The sequence below is a fragment of the Acidimicrobiales bacterium genome (assembly GCA_036491125.1).
Classification (GTDB): domain Bacteria; phylum Actinomycetota; class Acidimicrobiia; order Acidimicrobiales; family AC-9; genus AC-9.
On the sequence record DASXCO010000037.1, the window covers coordinates 1 to 6,076 of the forward strand.

At 69.4% G+C, this 6,076-nt stretch carries 6 protein-coding genes; 4 read left to right on the forward strand and 2 right to left on the reverse strand.

The features are described from left to right. Nucleotides 1–2,240, forward strand: a 2,240-nt coding sequence (locus VGF64_03020) for a molybdopterin cofactor-binding domain-containing protein (protein ID HEY1633704.1), incomplete at its 5' end; no start/stop codon positions are given. 7 nt (nucleotides 2,241–2,247) lie between these two features. After that, nucleotides 2,248–2,724 (forward strand): (2Fe-2S)-binding protein, encoded by a 477-nt coding sequence (locus VGF64_03025; GenBank protein HEY1633705.1) that lies wholly within the window; start codon nucleotides 2,248–2,250, stop codon nucleotides 2,722–2,724. A gap of 12 nt (nucleotides 2,725–2,736) precedes the next feature. Here the strand turns inward: VGF64_03025 and VGF64_03030 are convergent, their stop codons facing one another. After that, nucleotides 2,737–3,360 carry a cytochrome b/b6 domain-containing protein gene (locus tag VGF64_03030; protein ID HEY1633706.1) on the reverse strand — a complete coding sequence of 208 codons (624 nt, stop codon included), beginning with the start codon at nucleotides 3,358–3,360 and terminating at the stop codon, nucleotides 2,737–2,739. After that, entirely contained in the window at nucleotides 3,344–4,060 is a 717-nt protein-coding gene (locus VGF64_03035; protein ID HEY1633707.1) for a molybdopterin-dependent oxidoreductase, read from the reverse strand. Before VGF64_03035 ends, VGF64_03030 begins: the two co-directional genes overlap by 17 nt. A gap of 243 nt (nucleotides 4,061–4,303) precedes the next feature. On the opposite strand from VGF64_03035, the gene VGF64_03040 reads away from it, so the two are divergent. After that, nucleotides 4,304–5,260, forward strand: a complete 957-nt coding sequence (locus VGF64_03040; protein ID HEY1633708.1) for a M23 family metallopeptidase — start codon at nucleotides 4,304–4,306, stop codon at nucleotides 5,258–5,260. A 43-nt stretch (nucleotides 5,261–5,303) separates the two neighbouring features. Beyond that, nucleotides 5,304–6,076: A/G-specific adenine glycosylase (locus VGF64_03045; protein HEY1633709.1), on the forward strand; the 773-nt coding region annotated here is incomplete at its 3' end.

Sequence of the window (6,076 nt, forward strand, 5' to 3'; positions counted from 1 at the left end):
TGGTGGTGGCCGCGCAACTCGGTGACGAGGCGCTGGCTCCACGGCCGGCGAAGGCCGCCGTGCCTTCCCCCCCTGAGCCGGTGGACCTCTACGACCTCAACGACCTGTTGACAGATGCGGCCATGCCAACGTCGGGCCTCATCACCGTGCAGGTCGACAAGGACGGGACGGCGTCCTTCGCCCTCCCGCGGGCCGAAGTCGGCCAGGGCATCACCACCTCGACCGCCATGCTGATCGCCGAGGAGATGGAGCTGCCGCTGGACAAGGTCCACATCAGCCTGGCCGATGCCCGCCCCGAGTTGGTGTGGAACCAGCTCACGGGGGGGTCCAACACGACGATCTCGACGTACACGCCGGTGAGGACGGCTGCTGCCATAGCCAAGGGCCAGCTGCTGCAGGCCGCCTCGGACCAGTTGGGCGTGCCGGTTTCGTCTCTGAGGACGAGCGATGGCGTGATCACGGCGCCCGATGGCACAAAGGCCACCTACGGCTCGTTGGCAGAGAAGGCTGCCTCGGCACAGACGAGGCGTGTCTCGGTCAGCCTCAAGCCACGCTCGGACTTCAAGGTCATCGGCACGCCCCGGAGCCGGATCGACGCCCATGACATCGTGACGGGTCGCAAGCAGTTCGCCATGGACCTCGACGTCCCCGGCGCGAAACCGACGATGGTGTGCCGGCCGCCGACGATCAACGGCACGGTGAGGTCGGTGAACAACAAGGCAGCCGTCCAGCAGATGCCGGGCATCACCGACGTCGCGACGATCTCGACCGGCGTGGCCGTCCGCGGCGACACCTTCGGCCAGTGCATCGACGCCGTCCGGGCCCTGGACGTCAGCTGGGGTCCGGGCACCGAGGACGGCAAGTCCGACGACACCGTGCTGCAGGAGCTGCAGAAGGCCCAGCTCCCACTGGCGGTGCCGCCGCTGGGGCCGCTGACGAAGACAGTGGAGGGAGACTTCACCTTCTACTTTGCCAGCAACAGCGCCTTGGAGCCGAACTGCGCCGTGGCCGATGTCAGGCCTGACCGGGCCGAGATCTGGTCCGGGTTGCAGTCGCCGATCGTGACCCAGCAGGAGATCGCCAAGCTGCTCGGTCTGTCGCAGGAGGCGGTGAAGGTGCACGTCGCCGAGGGCGGTGGAGCGTATGGCCGCAAGCTCTTCTTCGATGCTGCCCTCGAGGCGGCCGAGGCCTCGAAGAAGATGGGCAAACCCGTCAAGCTGATGTGGCACCGCACAGACGACTTCCGCCAGGGCCGCGCCCATCCGATGTCGATCGCCAAGGTGCGGGCGACCTACGCCGGCGGCAACGTGCTCACCTATGAGCAGCGGCACACGAGCGTGTCCACGGACTTCACCCATGGCCTGGGGGAGATCATCACGGCCATGGCCGGGAAGCTGCCCAACGGCGACCTCGGGTTCTCCGAGACGTACTTCGAGCTCAGCCAGTCGAACCCGTACAACTTCGGCGCTTCGACCCAGCTGCTCAACGAGGTCGACACGGGCTTCAACACCGGCAGCATGCGCAACGTGTACTCCCCGAACGTGTGCGGTGCGATGGAGCTCGTCGTCGACGAGCTGGCGGCCAAGATGAGGGAGGACCCGTACAGGTTCCGTCGCCAGTTCCTGAAGAACGATCGGTCACGGGCAGTGCTGGACAAGGTCGCCCAGGTCGGCAATTGGGGCAGGGCGATGCCAGCAGGCACCGGTCAGGGCATCGCCTTCCACGCCGAGTACCACGGAGTCACCGCTGCCCTGGTCGAGATCGACGCCCGCCCGCAGACGATCAACCGCCAGGTCCCCGACGCCTACACCGGGCCTCGGGTGACCAAGGTCGTCTTCGCCGTGGACGTGGGTCTCCCGGTCAACCCCCGCGGCCTGGAGGCCCAGATGGAAGGGGGAATCATGGACGGCATCGCTGGGGCGCTCACTTCCAGCCTGCACCTCGAGGACGGCTACTTCCTGGAGGGAAGCTGGGACGACTACTTCTTCACCCGCGAGTGGAACGTGCCTCCCGTGCTGGAGATCATCGTGATGCCGCCGACCTCCGACACTCCCGGCGGTGCAGGGGAGTTCGGCGTCGCGGCGACGTTCGCTGCGGTTGCCTGCGCATACGGCCGGGCGACGGGCACGATGCCCACCAGCTTCCCGATCAACCACAACGGCCCGCTCGGGTTCGATCCGCTGCCCACCGTGCCCTCGATACCCCAATCGCCGACCGACGGGCTGCAGAACGCCTACTGAGGAACCGATGCCGAACCACTCCTTCAGGCTCAACGGCACCCAGGTCACGGTCGACGTCCCTGACGACCTGCGGCTCCTCTGGGTGCTGCGCGACGTTCTCGGTGTGCACGGGCCGAAGTACGGCTGCGGTCTGGACGTCTGCAAGGCGTGCACCTCCCATATCAACGGCGAGGCCTTCAGCCCCTGCTCGGTGCCGATCAACGACGTCCAGGCATCCGACGAGGTGACGACGATCGAGGGCCTGCCGGCCACCGTCGGCAAGGCTCTCCACCCCATGCAGGAGGCCTGGCTCGAGCTCGATGTGCCTCAATGCGGGTACTGTCAACCAGGCCAGATCATGGCGGCGGTGGCCAAGGTCAGACAGGTCCGGGCCGAAGGACGTGAGATCGACGACGCCGACCTGGACGAGATCCGGAACATCTGCCGGTGCGGCACCTACGCCCGCATTCGCGACGCGATCAGGACCGGCGCCCAGCACATGTAGGTCCGGGCGCCGCTAGTCGGTCTCGAGCTCCTTCACCCACTGGGGCGCGTGGACTCGGGCCCACCGCCTGCTGATCCACCCGCGGAACATCGACCGGAGGGCGTCGCGATGGGTCAGGGCGAACCCGATATGGCCGATCACCACGGCGAAGACGGCGAAGGCGATGACGTCGTGCACGAACGTGGCCCCGGTGCGCCAGTCCACGGGAAACGGCTTGTACCAGTGCATCACCGATCCCGTCGCGAACATGGCGACGATCACGCCGGCGGTGAATGCGGCGTTGAGCTTCTGCCCGGCGTTGAACTTGCCCGGCTCGACCACCGGGTAGCGACCGACGCTGCGAAGCCAGCGACGTTCGTCGGACGTCCACAGGTTGAGCCGGCGCACGTCACGCCGGAGCCGGCGGCCCCACGGGCCGAGCAGTGACACGAGCAGGGGGACCGGAAGCGCGACCCCGCACCAGGAGTGGATCTCTGCCAAGAGGGCCCGCCGTCCCACGAGCTGGGCCACCGAGCCCACGTAGAGCGGGATGGCGGTGAGCATGAGAATGGCGAAGAGAACGGCGAGGGACCAGTGGGCCAGCCGCTCGACCCTGTCGAAGCGCAGGAGACGCTGGTCGTCAGCTGGTCTGGGCATCGCTGCGGCCGTTGGAGCTCCCCACCCAGGCGTCGACGTCGTAGCCGTTCTCCTCCCAGAAGCCGGGCTCGACGCTATCGACGACGCGTATGGCAGACAGCCACTTGAGCGATTTGTAGCCGTACATCGGTGCCACATACAGGCGTACCGGGCCGCCGTGCTCGCTCGTCACCGGACCGCCGAGCATGCGGTCGGCCACGATGACGTCCGGTCGGCCGGCCTGGTCGAGGGTGAGGCTCTCGAAATCCGTCCCGTCGTAGGACTCCAATGCGAGCGCCCTGGCGCCAGGCTGCACCCCGGCGGCGCCCAGGATCTCGGACAAGGCGACGCCGGACCAGTGGACGTCAGGTACGCGCCACCCCGTGACGCACTGGAAGTCGCGAGTCAGCTGGGTGTGGGGCATCGCCTGCAGGTCCTGGAACGTCAGCACCATCGGGCGGTCGACCAGGCCCTCGACGCGCAGGCGGTACTGCGAGGTCGAGATCGACGGCAGGCTCGACGAGACCGAGTAGATGCGGAAGCCGTCGGCCCCCGGCAGGATCGAGGCCAGGCCGCCTCCGCCGCCCGTCAGGGGGCTGAGGGCCTCACCGACGACGCGCTGTGCCTTGGACCCGAACACGATCCCGAGGACGCCGAGGCCGGCCACGCCCAGGAACACGCGCCTGCCGATGGCGACAGGCGCTCCTTCGTCCCGGGTCACCGGGCGAACATAGAGCCCCGTCGGGGAGAAGGGGCGTCACCCCTCCTCGGGCGGGATCAGACACGTGATCAGCCGCCTGACCACGGTCTTGGGCGCGACGAAGCTGCTTGGGTTTGAGCTAGTTACTTATCGCAATTTGCTTGATGTTGATTTGCACCTCTGCACAGCGGCCCGATACCTTGTCGACCCGTTGTGCATTCGGCTCTGAGGCTCACCCACAGGGGCGCAGCACTCGCCGCGGCGGTGGCGGCTGCTCTCAGCTACCCCCTCGCTCTGGCACCAAAACCTGCCGGGGCCGACCCCGGCGACTCCGGGATCCAACCTGGGGCCCCGTCCGGCCCGCCGAGCTCGCTCGAGGCCATTGCCGGCACGTACCAAGCGGCCAGCGCCAGGGCCGACGCCGTGGGACTGCAGCTGGCAGGGGCGCAGGTGACGCTGACCAAGACGGAGGCTCAGGTCGGTGTCGCGCGGGCCCATCTGCGTCAGGACGCCGTGGACTCCTTCGTCGACGGGAGCGTGCCCCCGACGGCGGCCGCGCTCGCGACCGGCAGCACCGCAGACGACTCGCTGGTGCGCAACGAGTACCTCCAGACGGTGACAGGGGACGCACGCGACGCCGCCCGTCGCCTGGACGCGGTCCGAACGACGCTCAAGGGCCAGCTGGCGAGCCTCCAGGTGCAGGAGCAGGCCGCACAGGCGGCGCTCTCCGCCGCGGCCAGGGCCAGGGGTGAGCTGCTCGCCCAGGCGCCGACGGCCGTCGCCGCCTCAGCGGCGCCTCCCGCTCCAGCAGCCACCGGCACCGGGGGTCTGCCGCTGCCGGTCCAGTACCTCAAGAACGGCAGCGTCGACGACGGCGTGGACTACACAGCTCCCGGCGGCACACCGGAGTTCGCCATGGGACCTGGGGTCATCATCCGTGAGGGCATCGGAGGCTTCGGTCCGAACGCGCCGGTGCTGCAGATCACCGGCGGGCCCCTGGCCGGCCGGGCGGTGTACTACGGCCACGCAGGACCCGATCTCGTGCCCGTCGGGGCCACGGTCGCTCAGGGCCAGCAGATCTCCATCGTCGGCTACGGGATCGTCGGCGAGTCGACCGGACCCCATATCGAGATCGGCTTCTATCCGGTTGGCCCCAACGGCGCGGGCCGGCCCATGCTCGAGTACATCAACTCGGTGGTCGGGCACTCGACCGGCAGCTGACCGGCCGCCGCCCTCGGCGAGTCGCTCGGTATCGTCGGCCGCCGTGAGCTTGCAGACCGACCTGCTGGCGTGGGCGGAGCGGTCGCGGCGCGACCTGCCGTGGCGCAGGACGAGAGACCCGTGGGCCGTGCTGATCAGCGAGCTGATGCTGCAGCAGACCCAGGTGTCGAGGGTCGCGACCCGCTGGCCCGCTTTCTTCGAGCGATTCCCCACACCCAACGCCTGCGCAGCGGCGTCGGTCGGCGACGTGGTGCGGGCCTGGGCCGGTCTCGGGTACAACCGCCGGGCGGTCGACCTCCACCGGACGGCCGTCGCCGTCGTCGAGCGTCACGGCGGGCGCCTCCCTCGCGACCTCTCCTCGTTGCTGGCGCTGCCGGGCGTCGGTCCCTACGTGGCGCGGGCCGTGCTGGCCTTCGCCAACGAGGCCGACGTCGGGGTCGTGGACACCAACGCGGCGCGGGTGTTGGCCCGGGCTGTGGCCGGGCGTCGGATCGACACCAGGGCCGAGGCGCAGGCGATGGCGGACTCGCTCGTTCCGGCGAGCACGGGATGGGCGTGGAACCAGGCGATGCTCGACCTGGGCGCCCTGGTGTGCACGCGACGGCGTCCGGCCTGTGATCGCTGCCCGCTGGCGCGACGGGCAGGCGACGGGAACGGTTCGTGCCGATGGCACGCCGCGGGCCTGCCGGATCCGGATCCCGTCGAGGGGTCCGTCGGGGTCGGGCGACGGCAGACGACCTTCGCGGGATCCGACCGCCAAGGGAGAGGGCGGCTGGTCGCCGCCCTTCGGCGCTCGCCGGTCCCGCCGGCGGACCT